Below are 17,895 nucleotides of genomic sequence, written 5' to 3' on the forward strand. Positions count from 1 at the left end.
CAAGGGGCGGCTACAGCACGCGAAGGGGGTGCCGGATGCCAGGGGCACAGGAGTCACGAGCCCGGGTGGCCCGCCGGATCGCCACCGCGGCCGCGTACGGCGGCGGTGGGCTCGGCCTGCTCGGGGTGGGCCTGGTCGGCGTGCTGCTCACCGAGAGCAAGCTGGCCATCCGGGCGGTCGGCATCCTGGACGGCGATCCGCCCAAGGCGGACGGCGTCTACGGGGACGCCTTCGCCGATCCCGACCCTGCTCCCGGGGGCGACGGCTGGCCACTGGTGCTCGCCTTCCTCGGCGACTCGACGGCCGCGGGCCTGGGCGTGCTGCGAGGACAGGAGACGCCCGGCGCCCTGCTCGCGGCGGGCCTGGCCTCGGTGGCCGAGCGCCGGGTGCGGCTGCACAACGTGGCCCGCTCGGGCGCGCGCTCCACGGACCTCGCCCGGCAGGTGGAGCTGGCCCTGCCGCACCGGCCGCACCTCGCGGTGATCATGGTGGGTGCCAACGACGTCACCCGGCACAGCCCGGCCGCGCAGTGCGTGCGCCAGCTCGGCGAGGCCGTCGAGACCCTGCGGGCGCACGGCTGCGAGGTGGTGGTCGGCACCTGCCCCGACCTGGGGACGATCAAGCCGGTGCGGCCACCGCTGCGCTGGGTCGCCCGGCGGCTCAGCCGGCAGCTGGCGGCCGCCCAGACCATCGCGGTGGTGGAGGCCGGCGGCCGTACCGTCTCGCTGGGCTCCCTGCTCGGCCCGGAGTTCGCGGCCCGCCCCGAGATGTTCGCCTCGGACCGCTACCACCCCTCCGCCCAGGGCTACGCCACCGCCGCGATGGCCATGCTGCCCTCGCTCTGCGCCGCGCTGGACCTCTGGCCCGAGGACGATGAACCGGCCGGGCCGGCCACCGGCGAGGGCGAGGCGGTGCTGCCGGTGGCGGTCGCGGCGGCCGCCGCGGCCGGGCACTCCGGCACCGAGGTCACGGCCGCCGGGCCCGAGGGCGGGACCTGGCGCTGGGCGCTGCTGCGCCACCGGCTGCGGCTCGGCCTGCCGGGCTCCGGGCCGCCCGCCCAGGAGGCCGGGGCGCAGGCCGCCCGGACCGCCGGACCGGACGCCGGGGAGAGCGTTGGCGAGGGCCTCGGGGAGGCCGTCCGCGATGCCGTCGGGGAGGGGGGCGCAGACCCTTCCGGGGAGGCGGCCGGGGCCGGAGCCGGGCAGGCTGCCGGTGAGCCGTCACCGGCCCCGCCGGGGGCCGCCGATCAGGCCGCCGATCAGGCCGACGCCGCGTCGGCCAACTCACACACGAGGGCAGGTGACGCCTGAGCTACTAAGCGGTAACTTTCCTCGGGGTGTCCCCGCAGGCCGACCGCCGCGGGGCCGCCAGGTAGCCGAAGGTCACTCAGCGAGGAGCCCGTCATGCCCGAAGCCGTCATCGTCAGCGCCGCCCGTTCGCCGATCGGCCGGGCCTTCAAGGGCTCGCTCAAGGACGTCCGCCCGGACGACCTGACCGCCCACATCATCGCCACCGCGCTCGCCAAGGTGCCGCAGCTCGACCCGCGCGACATCGACGACCTGATGCTCGGCTGCGGCCTGCCCGGCGGCGAGCAGGGCCACAACCTGGCCCGGATCATCGCGGTCCAGATGGGCATGGACTACCTGCCCGGCACCACCATCACCCGGTACTGCTCCTCCTCACTGCAGACCACCCGGATGGCGCTGCACGCCATCAAGGCGGGCGAGGGCGACGTCTTCATCTCGGCCGGTGTCGAGACCGTCTCGCGCAGCATCAACGGCACCTCGGACGGCCTGCCGGGCACCCAGAACCCGCTCTTCGACGAGGCCGTCGCCCGTACCGCCAAGCGCGCCGAGGAGGGCGGCGGCGAGTGGCACGACCCGCGCGCGGACGGCCTGCTGCCGGACGCCTACATCGCGATGGGCCAGACCGCCGAGAACCTGGCCGCCCTGAAGGGCGTCACCCGCGCCGACCAGGACGAGTTCGGCGTGCGCTCGCAGAACCTCGCCGAGGCGGCCATCAAGGCCGGCTTCTGGGAGCGGGAGATCACCCCGGTCACCACCCCCGACGGCACGGTCGTCAGCAAGGACGACGGCCCGCGCGCCGACGTCACGCTGGAGGCCGTCTCCGGCCTCAAGCCGGTGTTCCGCCCGGACGGAACGGTTACCGCAGGTAACTGCTGCCCGCTGAACGACGGCGCGGCCGCGCTGGTCATCATGTCCGACACCAAGGCCCGCGAGCTGGGCATCACCCCGCTCGCCCGGGTGGTCTCCACCGGCGTCACCGGCCTCTCCCCCGAGATCATGGGCCTGGGCCCGGTCGAGGCCTCCCGGCAGGCGCTCAAGCGCGCCGGGCTGACCATCGACGACATCGACCTGGTCGAGATCAACGAGGCCTTCGCGGCTCAGGTCATCCCGTCCTACCGGGACTTGGGCATCGACATCGACAAGCTGAACGTCAACGGCGGCGCGATCGCCGTCGGCCACCCGTTCGGCATGACCGGCGCCCGGCTCACCACCACCCTGATCAACTCGCTCCAGTTCCACGACAAGCAGTTCGGCCTGGAGACGATGTGCGTCGGCGGCGGCCAGGGCATGGCGATGGTCATCGAGCGGCTCAGCTGACCGATGGTGCGGGCGCCGTCCGGCGGGGCGGCGCCACCCATATGGAGTGACACAGAGTAATTGAGGGCCGGATCACATCCCGATGCTGATCCGGCCCTCTTCCCGTTCACTTCCGCCCGCTTTATCGACGGACCGAAGTGGATCAACTGCGCAGCGTAGAACGGAGTTACCTAACAATTTGAGGACAAGTGCGAAAGTCACAAACAAATTGGACATGCGCCACTGCGATAACAGCCCCCCATGCGGCAGTGTGGAGACGTAACCCCGTTCCACTCCTCCCTAGGAGTACGTTCCGTGAGCGCCGTCTACACCATCCTGCTGCTGGCCCTGATCGCCCTTTCCGCCGCCGTCCTGGTCCACCTGCGCGGCCTCTCCCGCCGCCTGGACGCACAGCGCGCCGCCACCCCCGCCCCGCTGGACGAGGCCGCGATACGCCGGGCCGTCACCGATGCGATCGCCGCCGACCGTGAACGGGAGATCACCGAGGCCCGGGCGTTCTGGGCCGAGCAGGAGGCCAGGGCCGCCGAGGACGCACCCCTGTTCGACAGCCCCTTCGGCGTGCTCGGCAGCACCGAGGAGTGGCCGCTCTTCTTCCCCCGCCCCACCGGCCCGCAGGACGCGGCCGACAACTCCGGCACCATGGACCCGGAGTTCGGCGAGGCGCTGCGCTCCGCCCTTGAGGACCTGATCGGCGAGGACGGCGGCGCCACCGGCGGCGGCGCGCCGCTGCGCCCCGGCCACCCGGCGCACCCCGGGCACCCCGCGGGGGTGTCCTCGGCGGAGGCGAACGGCGACGCCAAGGCCCGCCGCGAGGCCGACCTGCTGGCCACCGGCCTGGAGGCGGGACTGCTGGACGCCGACCCCGTCATGGAGGCCGAGCCGGCCACCGCCCCCGACCCGCGCCGCCACCCCTCGCACCCGGACTTCGTCCCCAGCCAGGCGCCCTCGCGCGAGTGGACCGACACCCGGCTGACCCTGCTCGCCGAGGAGCGCATCGCCCTCACCGATGTCCGCCCCGGCCCGCTGGGCACCCTGGACGTCTACGGCTTCGCCGACGGCACCACGCTCTGCGTGGCCCCGGGCGACCGCGAGGCGGCCTACCGGCTGATCGACGCCGTACGGGCCGGTGAGGACGTCCGGCTGCTGGGCGGCTCGCGCTTCTCCGGCTCCTACTCGCTGACCTTCTCGACGGACGAGGAGGCGGTCTACGTCCTCGCCGACCGGGTGGTCGCCAGCATCTGACCCACCGCCAGGAGGCCGTTCGAGTCGCGGGTTACCGACTCGGCCGGCCTCCTTTCGTATGCCCGGAGCCGGACCGGGGACCGACGGCGGACCGGGGACCGGCTCCGACGAAGGTTCGATTGCCACCGCCGGTGCCGGCTCAGCCGCAGAGCTCCGCCGTGGCGGCGACCGCCGCCAGGGCCTCGGCGAGGACGGCCGAGGCCTCGGCGCCGGAGGGCAGCGGCACGGTGGCGGCTGCCGGGCGGGCGGCGAGGGCGGCCGCCAGGTCGTGCCCGGCGACGGCAAGCTGGTCCCCGGCGGCGAAGGCGCCGGCGTCCGGGAACTGCCGAGGGGTCAGGCCCTCGACGGCGAGCGCCGAGGCCGCCAGCTGCCGGGCCAGGGCCAGCGCGGCGGCCGCCCGGGAGGCATGGCCGGGCACGGCGGCGAGCAGCCGGCTCTGCGGCATGGCGCGGAAACGATCCGCCAGGCGGTCGACCGCCTCGACGAGGGACTGTGCTTCGGGCATAGCGCGAGCGTAACCGCAGCGGTGGGCCCCGGGACGCCGACGGGCCCCGGAGCGTGCTCCGGGGCCCGTACGACCAACGCTTGCCGGCAACCGCCGGCCGGTACCACTAGTCGTCGCCGCGCAGGATCGCGATCAGCCGGAGCATCTCGACGTAGATCCAGACCAGCGACACGGTGAGCCCGAAGGCGGCCCGCCAGGACTCGCGCTGCGGAGCGCCCTGCCGGATGGCCTCCTCGATCGCGGCGAAGTCAAGCGAGAGGAAGAAGGCGCCGAGCCCGATGGCGACCAGACCCACCAGGACGCCCAGCGGGCCGGAGCGCAGACCCATGTCCGCACCGAACAGCCCGGCGACCAGGTTGACCACCAGCAGGAGCAGGAAGCCCATGGCGATGGCCAACCCGATCCGCGTGTAGCGGGGCGTGACCCGGATCCGGCCGCTCTTGTAGGCGATCAGCATCGCCGCGAAGACGGCCGCCGTACCCAGCACCGCCTGGATGGCGATGCCGGGCCAGATGGTGTTGAAGACCTTGCTGACCGCCCCGAGGAAGAAGCCCTCCAGGCCCGCGTAGAGCAGGATCAACGGCGCGCTGACGCTGCGCTTGAAGGAGATCACCAGGCCGAGGACCATCGCCACCAGGGCGGCGGCACCGGCGAAGCCGTAGTTCTCACCCGGCAGCGCGAACCAGGCGACGGCGCCGGCGGCGATGAGCGTCAGCAGCGTCATCGTCGTGCGGGCGACCACGTCGTCCAGCGTCATCCGGCCGGTGTCCAGCGGGCCGGCCGACGGGGCCTGGTACAGCTCCACCAGCTGATCGTCCGTCAGCTGCCCGCCGTACGGGTTGGCGGCGTAGGGGTTGTTGCCGTAAGGGTTGTTGGCGTACGGGCCGCCGGCCTGCGGGGCCTGCTGCGTGGTGCCGAAACCCGCGTAGCCGTTGTCGCGGGTGAAGGACCCCTCCCGCGAGAAGACCGGGTTGCTGCTTCTCATGCTCATTCCCTCCGGGGCGGCACTGCGCTGCCCACGCGTCAAGGGTAATGGCTTGGCAAAGGATGGCGCATACGCCGCGAGGATGATCCCGCGGGGAATCTCGGATATCGCAGCGGGGGCGTCCGGATGGTCGCCCCCGCTGCCCGAACGCGGTGCCCGGAGCCGGACTCGAACCGGCACGACCTCTCGGCCAAGCAGTTTTAAGCTGCCCGTGTCTGCGTTCCACCATCCGGGCGTGAACCGCTCCGCCCCCTTTGTGGGCGCCCCCTGAGCCTAGTCGCCCGGATCCCTCTTTCGCATGTTCCCGGGCGGGGAAGTTGTCATGTTTCCTTGCCATCTGACGAACAGTTCGTGATCCAGCCACCCGGGTATGCGATCCGGCCAGCGGCCGGACCTCAGGGTGAGCGTCATACCGCAGGATGAGAAACCCGCCGGAATGTACGCCCAGCGGCGGTCAGGCCAACCGTTCCCCGGAGCTACGGAAATCCATGATCACGTAGCCGAGGATTGAGGTACGTCCGGTGCCCTGCGCCCGGCCGTCCGGACACCTCACCCTCACCCAAGGAGCACTCCCGTGACCACGACGACCGCAACCGCCGTCCACGCCGGCCAGGCGGCCGCCCGCGCCACCGGCCTCAACAAGGTCTACGGCGAGGGGGAGACTCGGGTGGTGGCCCTGGACAACGTCAGCGTGGCCTTCCCGCAGGGGCAGTTCACCGCGATCATGGGCCCGTCGGGCTCCGGCAAGTCGACGCTGATGCACTGCATGGCAGGCCTGGACACCGTCTCCTCCGGCTCCTCGATGATCGGCGGGACGGAGCTGGTCGGCCTGAAGGACAAGCAGCTCACCCAGCTGCGCCGGGACCACATCGGCTTCATCTTCCAGGCCTTCAACCTGCTGCCGACCCTGACGGCGCTGGAGAACATCACGCTCCCGATGGACATCGCGGGCCGCAAGGTCGACAAGCAGTGGCTGGACCGCGTGGTGGACACCGTCGGCCTCTCCGGCCGCCTCTCGCACCGCCCCTCCCAGCTCTCCGGCGGCCAGCAGCAGCGCGTCGCCTGCGCCCGCGCGCTGGCCGGCAAGCCGGACATCATCTTCGCCGACGAGCCCACCGGGAACCTCGACTCCCGCTCCGGCGCGGAGATCCTCTCCTTCCTGCGCAACTCGGTGCGCGAGCTCGGCCAGACCGTGGTGATGGTCACCCACGACCCGGTCGCGGCCGCCTACGCCGACCGCGTGGTCTTCCTCGCCGACGGCCGGATCGTGGACGAGCTGCACGGCCCGACCGCCGACAGCGTGCTCGACCGGATGCGCCGCTTCGACGCCAAGGGCCGTACCAGCTGACGTTCTGCAAGTCACCGCCCGCCCCGACTTCCCCAGGACGCATCCATGTTCCGCACCGCACTGCGCAATGTGCTGGCCCACAAGGGCCGACTGCTGATGACGGCTCTCGCCGTCATGCTCGGCACGGCCTTCGTGGCCGGCACCATGGTCTTCTCCGACACCCTCGGCAAGGCCATGAGCAACAGCTACGCCAAGAGCTTCTCCGACGTCTCGGTCCAGGTCACCCACTACGGTGCCGGCTCGGACCGCTCCTCCAGGAGCGGCAAGGCCGACGTCAAGCTGACCGACGCCACCATCAAGGACATCAGCGCGCTGCCCGGCGCCGAGAGGGTCCGCGGCATCGTCTCCGGCTTCACCGCCGTCGCCGACAAGAACGGCAACCGGATCGGCGAGTCCTGGGACACCCGCGGCGGCAACTACGTCCCCGACGCCTCCGGCAAGGACCCGCGCTACCCGATCGCCGAGGGCCGCGGCCCGCAGAGCACCGGCGAGATCGCGCTCGACAAGGAGACCGCCGCCAAGGGCGGCTACAAGGTCGGCGACAGCGTTCGGATAGCCGGCAAGGGCCCGGTCCAGAAGTCCACCCTGACCGGCATCTTCACCACCGACGACCCCGACGTCAGCTCCGGCGCGACGCTCGCCCTGATGGACACCGTCAGCGCGCAGAAGTTCTTGCTGACGCCCGGCCAGTTCAGCGGCATCGCGGTGACCGCCAAGCCCGGTGTCAGCCAGGACGCGCTGCTCGCCGAGGTCAAGGCCAAGCTGCCCGACACCAACCCGTTCGAGTCTCGGACGCAGCAGCAGCTGACGGCCGAGCAGGAGACGATGATCGCCAGTGGCACCAGTGCCATGAAGACGATGCTGCTGGTCTTCGCGGCCATCTCGCTGTTCGTCGGCATCTTCATCATCGCCAACACCTTCACCATGCTGATCGCCCAGCGCACCAAGGAGCTCGCGCTGCTCCGGGCGGTCGGCGCGAGCCGCCGCCAGGTCACCAACTCCGTGCTGGTCGAGGCGCTGCTGATCGGTGCCACCGCCTCGGTCGCGGGCCTGATCTCCGGGATCGGCATCGGCGCCGGGATGCAGGCACTGATCCGCGCGCTGACCCCGGCCATGCCCACCGGTCCGCTGGTGATCGCCCCGCTGACCGTCGTGGTCGCGCTGGTGGTCGGCGTCCTGGTGACGGTCCTGTCCGCCGTCCTGCCCGCCGTGCGGGCCTCCCGGATCGCCCCCGTCGCCGCGATGAGCAGCGGCGACCAGCCGGCCACCCAGAAGTCCCTGGTGATCCGTAACATCATCGGCTCGGTGATCGCCGGCGGTGGTGTCGCCCTGGTCGCGATGGGCGCCGCCAGCGGCGACAGCAGCGGCCGGGTGCCGGTCGGGGCCGGCGCCGCGCTCGCCCTGATCGGCGTCTTCATCCTGCTGCCGCTGCTCTCCCGCCCGGTGATCGCGCTGGTCGGGCCGCTGCTCGCCAAGCTGGCCGGCACCCCCGGCAAGCTGGCCCGGCAGAACGCGGTGCGCAACCCGCGCCGTACCGCCGCCACGGCCGCCGCGCTCACGATCGGTCTGACCCTGGTCAGCGCGCTGACCGTGCTCGGCGCCTCGGTCGGCGACGCCGTCGACAAGGCCGTCACCAGCGCCATGCGGGCCGACTACTCGATCGGCATGGCCAACGGGAACCGGATGTCCGCCGAGGTGGCGTCGCAGGTCGCATCGGCCGCCGGGGTCGCGGCCTCCAGCCCGGTGTACGACAGCGACCTGGTGCTGCCCAACAGCCGCTACAGTCCGGCCAAGGGCCTCGACGCCGCAGTCTTCGACCAGCTGATCCGGCCCACCCTGGACGCGGGCTCCACCGATGCGCTGGCCAAGGGTCAGATCCTCATCGACACCGACGTCGCCAAGGCCGACAAGCTCACCGTCGGCGCCGGCGTCGAGGTGGAGTACGCGGACGGCACCAAGGGCACCGTCACCGTCGGCGGCATCTTCAAGCGGAACGAGATGCTGGCGCCGGTGCTGATGGCCAACGCCGACCTCCTCAAGCACGATGACCAGGCGACCATCCGCGAGGTCCTGGTCAAGGGCAAGGACGGCGCCACGAGCGCCCTCCAGCAGGGCATCAAGGACGCCACCGGCCAGAACCCGGTGATCGACGTCAAGAGCAAGCAGGACATCCGGGACGAGTTCAGCAAGATCATCACCTTCGCGCTGAACATGATGTACGGCCTGCTGGCGATGTCCGTGCTGGTGGCGATCCTGGGCGTGATCAACACGCTGGCGATGTCCGTCTTCGAGCGCAAGCGCGAGATCGGGATGCTGCGGGCGATCGGTCTGGACCGCGGCGGCATCAAGCGGATGGTCCGGCTGGAGTCGGTGGTGATCTCGCTCTTCGGTGCGGCGATCGGCGTGGCCCTGGGCTGCTTCGTGGCCTGGGCCGTCAACGGCACCCTGAAGTCCAGCATCACCGGACTGGCCACGGTCATCCCGTACGACAAGATGGCGATCTTCCTGGCGCTGGCCGGACTGGTCGGCCTGGTGGCCGCGATCTGGCCCGCCCGCCGGGCCTCCAGGCTCGACATCCTGGAGAGCATCAAGACCGACTGACCCACCCCCGAAGCACGGTGCCCGGCGCGGACAGCGCCGGGCACCGTGCGTTGCGCCCGCCGGCCGGGGTGACGGCAGGACAGCAGGACGGACGAGAAGGACCCCGCCGGAGGGTTTCGGCGGGGTCCTTCTCATCTGTCCGGTACTTCTGTACTCCGCCCGGTCGCACTACCGGCTGAGCACCACGGAGGTCGTGGTCCGGCGACACTGCCGGGCGGAGGGCCTCCGACACATACCCGGGCGCTCCCACGCCCGGGCCGGGTCGTTACTTGCTGGTGGCGAGTTCCTTGTCGGCGGGCTTGGCGGCCTCGACCGGCTTCGGCGCGGGCGCCGCAGCCTCCTGGAACGCCTCGAAGGGCTTCTCCATCTCGGCCAGGCCCACGGTCTCGCGCTTGAGGAACATCGCGAGCGTCCAGTCGGTGAAGACCCGGACCTTACGGTTCATGGTCGGCACCCGGCTGCCGTGGTACAGGCGGTGGAACCACCAGGCCGGACGGCCCTTCAGCTTGTACTTGCCGAAGAGGATCGCCACGCCCTTGTGCAGGCCCAGACCGGCCACCGCACCCAGGTTCTTGTGCTTGTACTCCGACTGCGGGAAGCCCCGCATACCCGAGATCACGTTGTCGCCGAGAACGATCGCCTGACGGACCGCGTGCTGCGCGTTCGGCGGGCACCAGGCGCCCTCGCCGACGGCGAGGTCCGGCACCTGGGCGTTGTCGCCGGCGGCCCAGACGTAGTCGAAGCCCTGCACCTGGAGCGTCGGCGCGGTGTCCACGTGGCCACGCGGGCCGAGCGGGAGGCTGAAGTTGCTCAGCACCGGGTTGGGCTTGACGCCCGCCGTCCACACGATGGTGGAGGCGTCCGCCTCGACGCCGTTCTTCAGCACGACGTGCTGGTCGACGCAGGAGTCCATCGAGGTCTCGATGTAGATCTCGATGTTGCGCTCTTCGAGCTTCTCCTTGGTCCACAGACCGAGGTCCGGGCCCATCTCCGGGAGGATGCGGTTGGCCGCCTCCACCAGGATGAAGCGCATGTCGTCGCGGCTGACGGTCTTGTAGATCTTCGCCGCGTCCCGCGCCATGTCCTCGACCTCGGCGATGGTCTCGACGCCGGCGAAGCCGCCGCCGATGACCACGAAGGTGAGGGCCTTGCGCCGGACGTCCGGGTCCGTGGTGGACTCGGCCTTGTCCAGCTGCGCCATGACGTGGTTGCGGAGGCTGATCGCCTCTTCGACCGTCTTCATGCCGATGCCGTGCTCGGCGAGGCCGGGGATCGGGAAGGTGCGGGAGACCGAGCCGGTGGCCACGACGAGGTAGTCGAAGGGCAGCTCGTAGGACTCGCCGGCCAGCGGCGCGATGGTGGCGACCTTGCGGGCGTGGTCCACGCCGGTCACGTGACCGGTGAGCACCTCCGCCTGCTTGAGGGCGCTGCGCAGCGGGGCAACGAGGTTGCGAGGCGCGACGTTGCCGCCGGCCGCCTCGGGGAGGAAGGGCAGGTACGTCATGTACGACCGTGGGTCGACGACCGTGACGGTCGCCTCCCCGTAGCGCATCTTCTTGAGGATGCGCATCGCGGCATACAGGCCGACGTAACCACCGCCGACAATGAGGATGCGAGGACGCTCCGTGGTGCTCATATCCGAAAGTATCCAGCACCGTCCGGAGCGCTCTTCGTGAGGCCCGTCACAGGACTCTGGACACCCCGTGCTACACTACGCGCCCACTTTGGGCCGGACCGGTCGCCATCCTCACACCGGGGCCACCCGGGCGTGAGCACATCCGTTCGGACGGCCGTCGTGAGCAGCAACGATCCTTGTGCGGCCCGGGTTCCCGGCCACCATTTCGATTCCATCAGCACAGCGGCGAACCGACCTGCGATCCAGCGGCTCACCGTCGAGCACAGCCTTCAGTCCCACATATCGGACGTAGCGGGCAGCCGGGCACCCCGAAAGACCGGATCGCCATGTGAAGAAATTCACGAACATTCTCGCGGCGCGCCGCAGACGCCTCGGCCCCGGGCGCGCGAGCGGCGTCCCGGGGCCGGAAGGTAAGTCCCGAAGGGGCTCAGGGGGCAATACTCCAGGCGATGCCGTCCAGGATGTCGTGCTCGCTGACGACCACCTCGGCGGCGCCGGTCCGCTGCATGATCTCCAGCAGCTCCAGGGCGCCGGCCGCGATCACGTCCACCCGGCCCGGGTGCATCACGGGGATGGCCGCGCGCTCGTCGTGGGTGGAGGTGAGCAGCTGCCCCGCGATCCCGGCGACCTGCTCGCGCGAGATCCGCGAGTGGTGGATCCGCTCGGAGTCGTACGCGGGCAGATCCAGCGCGATCGCCGCGACCGTGGTGACCGTGCCGGCCAGGCCCACCAGGGTGGCCGCGGCGGTCAGCGGGACGATCTCGGCGGCCTTGTCCAGCTCGTCCCTGATGTGCGCCTTGGCGGCCGAGATCTGGCCCAGCGTGGGCAGTTCGGCGCCGTCGAAGTGGCGCTCGGTGAGCCGCACGCAGCCGATGTCCACCGAGCGGGCCGCCTCCACGTGGTCCGTGCCGAGCACGAACTCGGTGGAGCCGCCGCCCAGGTCGAAGACCAGGTAGGGGGCGGGGAACTGGCCGCCGGTCAGCTCCTTGGTCGCACCGACGAAGGAGAACCGGGCCTCCTCGTCCCCACTGATCACCTCGGGCTCGACGCCCAGGATGTCGCGGACGCCGTCGACGTACTCGGCGCTGTTCTCGGCATCCCGCGAGGCGCTGGTGGCCACGAAGCGGATCCGGTCCTTGCCGATGCCGTGCGCGCCGATCACCTCGGCGTACTCGCGGCAGGCCGCGAAGGTGCGCTCCAGGGCCTCGGGGGCGAGCCGGCCGGTACGGTCGACGCCCTGGCCGAGCCGGTTGATGATCATCCGTCGGTCGAGGTCGGTGATCTCGCCGGTCTCCGGGTCCAGGTCGGCGACCAGCAGCCGGATGGAGTTGGTGCCGCAGTCGATCGCCGCGACGCGAGTGGTGCTCATTCGCCTGCCTCCTCGGCCGCGCGCTTCTTGGCCGCACGCTCGGCGGCGAGCCGCTCCTTGGCGGCGATCACGGCGGCGTGGTCCTCGTCCTTGGCCCGGTTCTTCGCCACCCGGGCGCCGGCGGCCTCCACCTCGGCGGCGGAGACGCACGGGCCCTTGGCCCACCAGTCCTCCAGCATGCCGATCGCCTCGTCGCCGAGCGGGTTGACGCCGGGCCCGGCGGCCAGCGAGTGGCCGACCAGCACGTGCAGGCACTTCACCCGGTCCGGCATGCCGCCGGCACTGGGGAAGCCCTCCAGCACCTCGATGGCGTCCCGGCGGGCGATGTAGTCCTCGTGCGCCTTCTCGTACGCGGCGGCCAGCTCCGGGTCCTCGGCGAGCCGGGCGGTCTGGTCCTTCATCACACCGTCCGCCTCCAGGGTGCCGATCAGCGAGGCGGCCTTGGGGCAGGTCAGGTAGTAGAGGGTCGGGAACGGCGTACCGTCCGCGAGCCGGGGCGCCGTCTCGACGACGTCCGGGTTGCCGCACGGGCAGCGGTGGGCGACACCGCGCAGGCCACGCGGGACACGGCCGAGCTGGGCGGCGATGGCCGCCACGTCGGCGTCGGCGACGGGGGGAACGGCGGGGGTGTTCTCAGTGGTCATGGGGAGAGCTGTCTCTAGCTGGAGCAGGGGCGGGGGCATTGGCGGCCGAGTCGGCGGCGTCGACGGAGTCCCAGACGCTCGCGTACCAGGGCTTGGCGGCCTTCACCGGCCCGAAGGCGCCGGCGTCGGTCGGGGCGGGCAGGGCGGCGGAGGTCCTGGTGGCGGGATCGACCGAGATGAAAGGAGTCTCCCCCGGCATCGCGTAGTGCAGCCGGGTACGGGCCTGCGCCTTGACGTACTCCGGGTCCTGCCAGCGGGCCTTCTCGCTGCGCAGCTGCTCGACCCGCTGCCTGGCGTGCTCGGCGCGGGCACGCTGGGCGGAGATCTCGGAGCGCTGGGAGACGAACTGGCGGGCCGGGTACGCGAGGATCGCCACCAGCGAGCAGAGCACCAGCACGAGGACGGTCGCGCGGCTGGTGAACCTCGGCCGAGCCGCCAAGCCCGGAATCCTCCAGCCTGCCATCTCCCGTATCCCCTCCTGGTCGCGACGGTGCCCCGCCGCCCACCCTACGGGGTGAACAGGCGGGGCACCGGTCGGGCGTGCGCGCTACCGAAGGGTTCAGCCCTCGTGGCGGAACCGGGGGAAGGCGCCGCGGCCGGCGTACTCGGCGGCGTCGTCGAGGATCTCCTCGATGCGCAGCAGCTGGTTGTACTTGGCGACGCGCTCGGAGCGGGCCGGGGCGCCGGTCTTGATCTGGCCGCAGTTGGTGGCGACGGCGAGGTCGGCGATGGTGACGTCCTCGGTCTCGCCGGAGCGGTGCGACATCATGCAGCGGTAGCCGTTGCGCTGGGCCAGCTCGACGGCGTCCAGGGTCTCGGTCAGCGAGCCGATCTGGTTCACCTTGACCAGCAGCGCGTTGGCGGTGCCGGTCTCGATGCCCTTGGCCAGGCGGGCCGGGTTGGTCACGAACAGGTCGTCACCGACCAGCTGGACCTTGTCGCCGAGCTTGTCGGTCATCGACTTCCAGCCGTCCCAGTCGGACTCGTCCAGCGGGTCCTCGATGGAGACCAGCGGGTACGCGGCGACCAGCTCGGCGTAGTACGCGATGAGCTCCTCGGCCGAGAGCGCCTTGCCCTCGAACTGGTAGGCGCCGTCCTTGTAGAACTCGGAGGCGGCGACGTCCAACGCGAGCGCGACGTCCTTGCCGGGGACGTAGCCGGCCTTCTTGATGGCCTCGGTGATGAGGTCCAGCGCCTCGCGGTTGCTGTCCAGGTTCGGGGCGAAGCCGCCCTCGTCGCCCAGGCCGGTGGAGAGGCCGCGCTCCTTCAGGACGCCCTTGAGGGTGTGGTAGACCTCGACGCCCCAGCGGACGGCCTCGGAGAAGGACTCCGCGCCGATCGGAGCGATCATGAACTCCTGGATGTCCACGTTGGAGTCCGCGTGCGAACCACCGTTGAGGATGTTCATCATCGGGACGGGCAGCACGTGCGCGTTCGGGCCACCGAGGTAGCGGAACAGCGGCAGGTCGGAGGCCTCGGAGGCGGCGTGCGCCACGGCGAGCGAGACGCCGAGGATGGCGTTGGCGCCGAGCGAGGACTTGTCCGGGGTGGCGTCCAGGTCGAGCATGGCCTGGTCGATCAGGCGCTGCTCGGTGGCGTCGTAGCCGACCAGCTCCGGGCCGATCTGCTCGATGACGGCCAGGACGGCCTTCTCCACGCCCTTGCCGAAGTAACGGTTCTTGTCACCGTCGCGCAGCTCCAGCGCCTCGAAGGCGCCGGTGGAGGCGCCGGACGGGACAGCGGCACGGCCGGTGCTGCCGTCGTCGAGACCGACCTCGACCTCGACCGTGGGGTTGCCACGGGAGTCGAGAATCTCACGGGCTACGACGACATCAATGGACGGCACGAGGCATCTCCTATGCGGAAGCAGGTCCTACGGACAGGTGTGGCGTCAGCGGACGATTGCGGAGTCGTTTCGACCAGAGCCTAACGGCACGGGCCCGCCGGGCCACGCTGGCCCAGGTTCCGTCTCAGGGTGTGGCCCGGCTACCCGCCGGTAGTTCACCTGGTTGCCCCACGGGAGGCACCGGGAGCCCCGCCGAGGGCCGTACCGGGGCGAACCCGGTACGGCCCGTGCGCCACAGTCGCGTTGCAGTCAGAGCACCGCCGCGGTGCAACCGCGGCGCCGCCGTGTCACGGCCGTATCGCGCCCGGCCGGGACCTGGCCGTCAGCCCAGGTGCAGGACCTGGCCTGGGAGGATCAGGTCCGGGTTGTCACCGACGGTGTCGCGGTTGCCGTCGTACACCGCGTGCCAGCCGCCGGCGACCTGCTGCGCGCCGGCGATGGCGGAGAGGTTGTCGCCGGAGCGGACGGTGTAGTCATGGGCGGCCGGCGCGGGCGCGGCCTCGGGCGCGCTCGCCGGGTCGGACACGCTGGCCTGCACCGGCGCGGGCGCGGGCGCGGCGACCGGCGCGGCGGCGGACTCGGCCACGGGCTGCGCCTCGGGCTCGGCGGCGCGCTCGTCGGTGGACGCGGCCGGGGGCAGCGAGGTGGGCGGGGCACTGGAGTCACCGGCGAACTGGCTGTAGACGCTCTGGTGGCTGGTCCAGTACCAGGCGCCGTTGTTCTGGTACCAGTACACCTTCGCGTCCTCGTCCCAGCCGGCCTTGCCGGAGAAGACCGGGGCGGAGCTCGGGGCGCTCGGCCGGATCGGCTTGGAGTCGACCTTGGGCTCCGCCTGCTGAGTGTCCGCCGGGGCGTCCGCGGGCTTGGGCTGGACGGCGGCCGGCGAGGCGTCCGAGGAGGACGAGGCCGCGGAGCCGGTGTCGACCTGGGCGGCGGCGCCGCCCTTGGCCAGCCCCGCCTTCGCCGAGCAGACCGGCCAGGCGCCGGGCCCCTGCGCGGCGAGGACCTTCTCGGCGACGGCGATCTGCTGGCCCTTCGACGCCTGGTGCGCCTGCGCGGCGTACTGGTTGCCGCCGTAGGCCTTCCAGGTGTTGGAGGTGAACTGCAGCCCCCCGTAGAAGCCGTTGCCGCTGTTGATGCTCCAGTTGCCACCGCTCTCGCACTGCGCGACGGCGTCCCAGGTGAAGACGTCGGCTGCGTGGGCTCCGGTGGCGCTGAGCAGCGGCATCGCGAGTCCGACGCCGGTCACTCCGGCGACGGCGATCGCCTTCTCGGTCTGGGTGCGACGACGGTGACGGCCATTACCAGCGAACAGCATGTCGGTGTCCCTCTCCGCCCGCCTGCGAGGTGAGCTGTCGGGTTCGGACCGGGAGGTGGCCCGGCCGCGTGGAGCGGGAATCTCTTCCCGCGCCTGCGGCTTCACCCCAAGCCGTGGGGACGGCAACAAACCTGGTTCCCCCGCCCCTGCCCAGGGGTCTGGTCGGTTTCCCGAAACGCGGCGGGCAGGACTCGGCGTTCCACGCTCGGGGCTCGCACTGCGAGCTCCACGGAGGTTAGACGGATCCTCATACCGATCACAAGCTCATATCGCAGACATCACATAGAAATTACGACAGTCGATTGATCGTCCACAAACGGTACAAGTATGTCCGGATTGATCCGCATTCAGATCGCCTCTGACGCAGGTCGATCGACACGCCGTCCGCGTGACACCCCTGTTGCCCGCGAGGCCTCAGGGGTGAATGCCACGGGAAGTTCACGAAGCCCTCGCATGATCAGACCGCCACGCCAGCGCAGGTCATCGGGGTCGGCGGCGAGACGAAGATCGGGAAGTCGGGTGAGCAGTGTGGCCAGCGCGGCCTGACCCTCCAGCCGGGCCAGCGGCGCGCCGATGCAGTAGTGGATTCCGTGGCCGAAACCGAGGTGCGGGTTGTCCTTTCTGGCCAAGTCGAGGGTGTTCTCGGCCGCGAACCGGGCCGGATCGCGATCGGCCGCCGCCAGCACCACCAGCACCGGATCACCGACCGGGATGTCCACCCCGCCGATCGTCAGCGGGCTCGTCGCGAACCGCCAGGTGGCCAGCTCCACCGGTCCGTCGTAGCGCAGCAGTTCCTCGACCGCCGTCCCCAGCAGCCCCTGCTCCCCCCGCGCGATCGAGGACTGCAGCAGCGCCCGCTGCTCCGGGTGGCGCAGCAGCGCGAACACCCCGTTGCCGATCAGGTTGACCGTCGTCTCGAAGCCCGCGAACAGCAGGATGAAGGCCATCGCCGCGGCCTCGTTCTCGGTCAGGTGCTCCCCGTGGTCGCTGGCCCGGATCAGCCCCGAGATCAGGTCGTCGCCGAGGTCCGCCCGCTTGCGGTGGATCAGCTCCAGCAGGTACGAGCGCATCCGCTTCACCGCCCGCGCGACCCCGCCGCGCGGACCGCCGCCGTGGCGGATCATCATGCCGGCCCAGTCCCGGAAGTCGTCCTGGTCCTCCTCCGGTACGCCCAGCAGGTCGCAGATCGCGTAGATGGGGAGCGGGAAGGCGAACTCGTGGATCAGGTCCGCCGACCCGCGCGCCGCGAACGAGTCGATCAGGCGGTCGGTCAGCTGCTGCACCCTCGGCTGGAACTCGGCGACCCGGCGCGGGGTGAAGGCCTTGGACACCAGCCGGCGCAGCCGGGTGTGGTCCGGCGGGTCGATGTTCAGCAGGTGCGTCATCAGATCCGCGCTGCGCTCACCCGGAATCCCCACCCGGCCGCTGCGGTGGGCCTGCTCGCTGTGGTGCGCCGGGTTCTTGGACAGCCGGCTGTCGGCCAGCGCCTGCCGCGCGTCCGCGTACCTGGTGACCAGCCAGGCGTCCACACCGCTGGGCAGCGTGGTCCGGTGCACGGGCGCGTGCTCGCGCAGCCACGCGTACGCGGGGTACGGGTTCGCGGCGAACTCCCACGTGAAGAGGGGCGGCTGGGCGCCGGCGGGCTGATCGGGGCTGGGCTGATCTGGCATGTCTTGACCGTATCCGTTGGCGGGGAGGGGTGAGCCTGGTCACCTGCGGGGTAATCCCTGTTGCGGAGGGTCGTGCCGTGTCTACGATCCCTCCGACTGGACATTGG

At 71.3% G+C, this 17,895-nt stretch carries 13 protein-coding genes, 1 tRNA gene, 1 pseudogene and 1 riboswitch; of the genes and pseudogenes, 5 read left to right on the forward strand and 10 right to left on the reverse strand.

What is annotated here, in order from left to right; translation table 11 throughout:
- Nucleotides 1–35: 35 nt before the first annotated feature.
- The 3 genes and pseudogenes from ACIBH3_RS01675 to ACIBH3_RS01685 form a co-directional block, all read left to right on the forward strand.
- Nucleotides 36–1,085: pseudogene (locus ACIBH3_RS01675) on the forward strand (SGNH/GDSL hydrolase family protein); the annotation flags it as partial.
- Nucleotides 1,086–1,403: 318 nt separating this feature from the next.
- On the forward strand, nucleotides 1,404–2,624 hold the full coding sequence (locus tag ACIBH3_RS01680; protein WP_396309823.1) for an acetyl-CoA C-acetyltransferase: 1,221 nt from the start codon (nucleotides 1,404–1,406) through the stop codon (nucleotides 2,622–2,624).
- Nucleotides 2,625–2,918: 294 nt separating this feature from the next.
- Nucleotides 2,919–3,866 carry a hypothetical protein gene (locus tag ACIBH3_RS01685; RefSeq protein ID WP_396309824.1) on the forward strand — a complete coding sequence of 316 codons (948 nt, stop codon included), beginning with the start codon at nucleotides 2,919–2,921 and terminating at the stop codon, nucleotides 3,864–3,866.
- 139 nt (nucleotides 3,867–4,005) lie between these two features.
- Here ACIBH3_RS01685 and ACIBH3_RS01690 read toward each other — a convergent pair whose 3' ends face one another.
- From ACIBH3_RS01690 to ACIBH3_RS01700, 3 genes are all read right to left on the reverse strand, one after another.
- On the reverse strand, nucleotides 4,006–4,371 hold the full coding sequence (locus ACIBH3_RS01690) for a hypothetical protein (protein WP_396309825.1): 366 nt from the start codon (nucleotides 4,369–4,371) through the stop codon (nucleotides 4,006–4,008).
- Nucleotides 4,372–4,477: 106 nt separating this feature from the next.
- Nucleotides 4,478–5,356, reverse strand: a complete 879-nt coding sequence (locus ACIBH3_RS01695; protein WP_396309826.1) for a Bax inhibitor-1/YccA family protein — start codon at nucleotides 5,354–5,356, stop codon at nucleotides 4,478–4,480.
- Between the two features lie 153 nt (nucleotides 5,357–5,509).
- A tRNA-Leu gene (locus ACIBH3_RS01700) sits at nucleotides 5,510–5,591 on the reverse strand.
- Nucleotides 5,592–5,930: 339 nt separating this feature from the next.
- Here ACIBH3_RS01700 and ACIBH3_RS01705 point away from each other — a divergent pair.
- Both ACIBH3_RS01705 and ACIBH3_RS01710 read left to right on the forward strand, forming a co-directional pair.
- A complete protein-coding gene (locus ACIBH3_RS01705; RefSeq protein ID WP_396309827.1) occupies nucleotides 5,931–6,704 on the forward strand; it encodes an ABC transporter ATP-binding protein in 774 nt (257 codons plus the stop codon).
- Between the two features lie 45 nt (nucleotides 6,705–6,749).
- A complete protein-coding gene (locus tag ACIBH3_RS01710) occupies nucleotides 6,750–9,305 on the forward strand; it encodes an ABC transporter permease (protein ID WP_396309828.1) in 2,556 nt (851 codons plus the stop codon).
- Nucleotides 9,306–9,570: 265 nt separating this feature from the next.
- Here ACIBH3_RS01710 and ACIBH3_RS01715 read toward each other — a convergent pair whose 3' ends face one another.
- From ACIBH3_RS01715 to ACIBH3_RS01745, 7 genes are all read right to left on the reverse strand, one after another.
- The gene (locus ACIBH3_RS01715) at nucleotides 9,571–10,941 is read right to left on the reverse strand and encodes an NAD(P)/FAD-dependent oxidoreductase (RefSeq protein WP_396309829.1); all 1,371 of its coding nucleotides are present in this window, start codon (nucleotides 10,939–10,941) and stop codon (nucleotides 9,571–9,573) included.
- 427 nt (nucleotides 10,942–11,368) lie between these two features.
- Entirely contained in the window at nucleotides 11,369–12,310 is a 942-nt protein-coding gene (locus ACIBH3_RS01720; RefSeq protein ID WP_396309830.1) for an exopolyphosphatase, read from the reverse strand.
- Nucleotides 12,307–12,954, reverse strand: coding sequence for a DUF501 domain-containing protein (locus ACIBH3_RS01725; RefSeq protein ID WP_396309831.1), 648 nt, complete (start codon nucleotides 12,952–12,954; stop codon nucleotides 12,307–12,309). The genes ACIBH3_RS01720 and ACIBH3_RS01725 overlap by 4 nt, the downstream gene beginning before the upstream one ends.
- A complete protein-coding gene (locus ACIBH3_RS01730; protein WP_396309832.1) occupies nucleotides 12,944–13,393 on the reverse strand; it encodes a septum formation initiator family protein in 450 nt (149 codons plus the stop codon). Before ACIBH3_RS01730 ends, ACIBH3_RS01725 begins: the two co-directional genes overlap by 11 nt.
- Before the next feature lie 120 nt (nucleotides 13,394–13,513).
- Nucleotides 13,514–14,800 (reverse strand): phosphopyruvate hydratase, encoded by a 1,287-nt coding sequence (gene eno / locus ACIBH3_RS01735; protein ID WP_396309833.1) that lies wholly within the window; start codon nucleotides 14,798–14,800, stop codon nucleotides 13,514–13,516.
- A 322-nt stretch (nucleotides 14,801–15,122) separates the two neighbouring features.
- The gene (locus ACIBH3_RS01740; RefSeq protein ID WP_396309834.1) at nucleotides 15,123–16,118 is read right to left on the reverse strand and encodes a transglycosylase family protein; all 996 of its coding nucleotides are present in this window, start codon (nucleotides 16,116–16,118) and stop codon (nucleotides 15,123–15,125) included.
- Between the two features lie 5 nt (nucleotides 16,119–16,123).
- Nucleotides 16,124–16,293, reverse strand: a riboswitch (cyclic di-AMP (ydaO/yuaA leader).
- A 172-nt stretch (nucleotides 16,294–16,465) separates the two neighbouring features.
- On the reverse strand, nucleotides 16,466–17,788 hold the full coding sequence (locus tag ACIBH3_RS01745) for a cytochrome P450 (protein WP_396309835.1): 1,323 nt from the start codon (nucleotides 17,786–17,788) through the stop codon (nucleotides 16,466–16,468).
- Nucleotides 17,789–17,895: the final 107 nt, after the last annotated feature.

This window comes from Kitasatospora sp. NPDC050543 (genome assembly GCF_044457565.1).
Lineage (GTDB): Bacteria > Actinomycetota > Actinomycetes > Streptomycetales > Streptomycetaceae > Kitasatospora.